At 44.6% G+C, this 572-nt stretch carries 1 protein-coding gene; it reads left to right on the forward strand.

The features are described 5' to 3' along the window. Positions 1 to 572: Ig-like domain-containing protein (locus QNI22_RS40205; RefSeq protein WP_314520336.1), on the forward strand; the 572-nt coding region annotated here is incomplete at both ends.

Consider the following 572-nt stretch of genomic DNA (forward strand, 5'->3'; position numbering starts at 1 on the left):
CACCATCAATGGTAGCGGCAATCCGGCTTTGTTTCAGATCCGATCGACCAGCAATGGGGTAGCGTCCAAGAATTTGCAGGTATTCAACAATGCCTTTGATGTGAGTACAGGCGGTCAGATCACAGCGATAACATATGAAGGAGGCACAGCCCAGCCACAGGGATTAGTAGTGAGCAACAACCATCACAGTGAGCCATTCTCGGCCATTTCTTCAGGGGCATCGGTAAGCAACAACACTCAGACTACTCCAGCTTTGTTACGTTCTGGGGCTTTAGCTTTGCCATATTTATCTACAGCTGAAGGTAGTAATCTGATAGATGCCGGTACAAGTAATTTGCCAACAGCACCATTAACAATGAGTTACAATGGAAATGGTCCTGATATTGGCGCTTATGAATCTGGAGGAACAGTAAGTAATCAGCTACCAAATATAACTCTGACTGCACCAGTAGCAAATGCTTCGTATCCAACTGGAAGTAGCATCAACCTGACTGCTAATGCATCTGATGCAGATGGTTCAATCGCTAAAGTAGAGTTTTATGTTGGATCTACGAAAGTTGGAGAGAAAACAA

It is taken from the genome of Xanthocytophaga agilis (assembly GCF_030068605.1).
GTDB classification, from domain to species: domain Bacteria; phylum Bacteroidota; class Bacteroidia; order Cytophagales; family 172606-1; genus Xanthocytophaga; species Xanthocytophaga agilis.